At 79.2% G+C, this 1,244-nt stretch carries 1 protein-coding gene; it reads right to left on the minus strand.

Going from position 1 to position 1,244, the window contains the following annotated elements; genetic code table 11:
• Positions 1-161: 161 nt before the first annotated feature.
• Entirely contained in the window at positions 162-1,124 is a 963-nt protein-coding gene (locus ACFF45_RS35415; RefSeq protein ID WP_381351155.1) for an aldo/keto reductase, read from the minus strand.
• Positions 1,125-1,244: the final 120 nt, after the last annotated feature.

Genomic DNA, 1,244 nt, shown 5'->3' on the forward strand with positions numbered 1-1,244 from the left:
GCAGCGGCCACCGCGGGTCGGGTGCAGCCCCCGGCGCCGGCCGCCTCGGCCCGCGAGGTCGGCGACGGTGAAGTCCCGCCGCAGCGGCCGCGGTCCGGGGCCGCTGATCCAGTCCCGGTCGCGGGCCGACGGGCCCCCCACGTGGTGGTGCGCGTCCACGGTCACTCCGGCTCCTCGCCGGGCACCGGGGCGGCCGCGGGCAGCAGCCCCGTCGCCCGCAGCTCCTGCCAGAAGGCGGCGGGGACGGGCGAGCGGAACTGCTCGGCGCAGTCGTCGGCCTCGGCGGCCGAGCGGGCGCCGACGAGGACGTGGGTGACCGCCGGGTGGGCGGCGCAGAAGGCGAGGGCCGCGGCGCGCAGGGCGGTGCCGTGACGCTCGGCCACCGCCTTCAGCCGGAGCGCGCGGGCGAGCACCTCCCGGGGCGCCTCGGCGTAGTCGTACCTCGCCCCGGGGCGCGGGTCGGCGAGCAGGCCGGAGTTGAAGACGCCCCCGATCACCACCGCCGTGCCCCGCTCCCGGGCGGCGGGCAGCAGGTCGGTGAGGGCGCTCTGGTCGAGAAGCGTGTAGCGGCCGGCGCACAGGACCACGTCGACGTCGGTGTCGCGGACGAAGCGGGTGAGCATCGCGCTCTGGTTCATGCCCGCGCCGATGGCGCCGACGACGCCCTGGGCCCGGAGCTCCTCCAGGGCCGGGTACCCCTCGCGGAAGGCCTGTTCGGCGTGGTCGTCGGGGTCGTGCAGGTAGACGGTGTCGACCCGGTCGAGGCCGAGGCGGGCCAGGGAGGCCTCCAGGGCGCGGCGGATGCCGTCCGCGGTGAAGTCCCAGACCCGGCGGTGGGTGGCGGGCACCGCGAAGCCGTGGGCCAGGTCGTCGCCGGTGCCGTCGGTGGGTGCCAGGCGGCGGCCCACCTTGGTGGAGACGGTGTACGCCGGCCGGGGGTGGGCGCGCAGGGCCGCGCCCAGGCGGCGTTCGGACAGGCCGAGGCCGTAGTGCGGGGCGGTGTCGAAGGCGCGCACGCCCTGGCGCCAGGCGGCGGCCACCGTGTCGTACGCCTGCTCGTCGGTGAGCTCGGCGTAGAGGTTGCCGAGGCCGGCGGCGCCGAGGGCGAGCCGGGCGCGGCTCACGGCCGGCCCGCCGGACGCCGACGCAGGCGCGGGCGCAGGCCCTGCATCCCGCCGTCGACCGCCGGTGCCGTCCGGGTCGTGGCGCCGGAGCGCGGGCCGGCCAGGCCGGCGACGGCGCCC

This window comes from Streptomyces cinereospinus (assembly GCF_042430725.1).
GTDB lineage: Bacteria > Actinomycetota > Actinomycetes > Streptomycetales > Streptomycetaceae > Streptomyces > Streptomyces cinereospinus.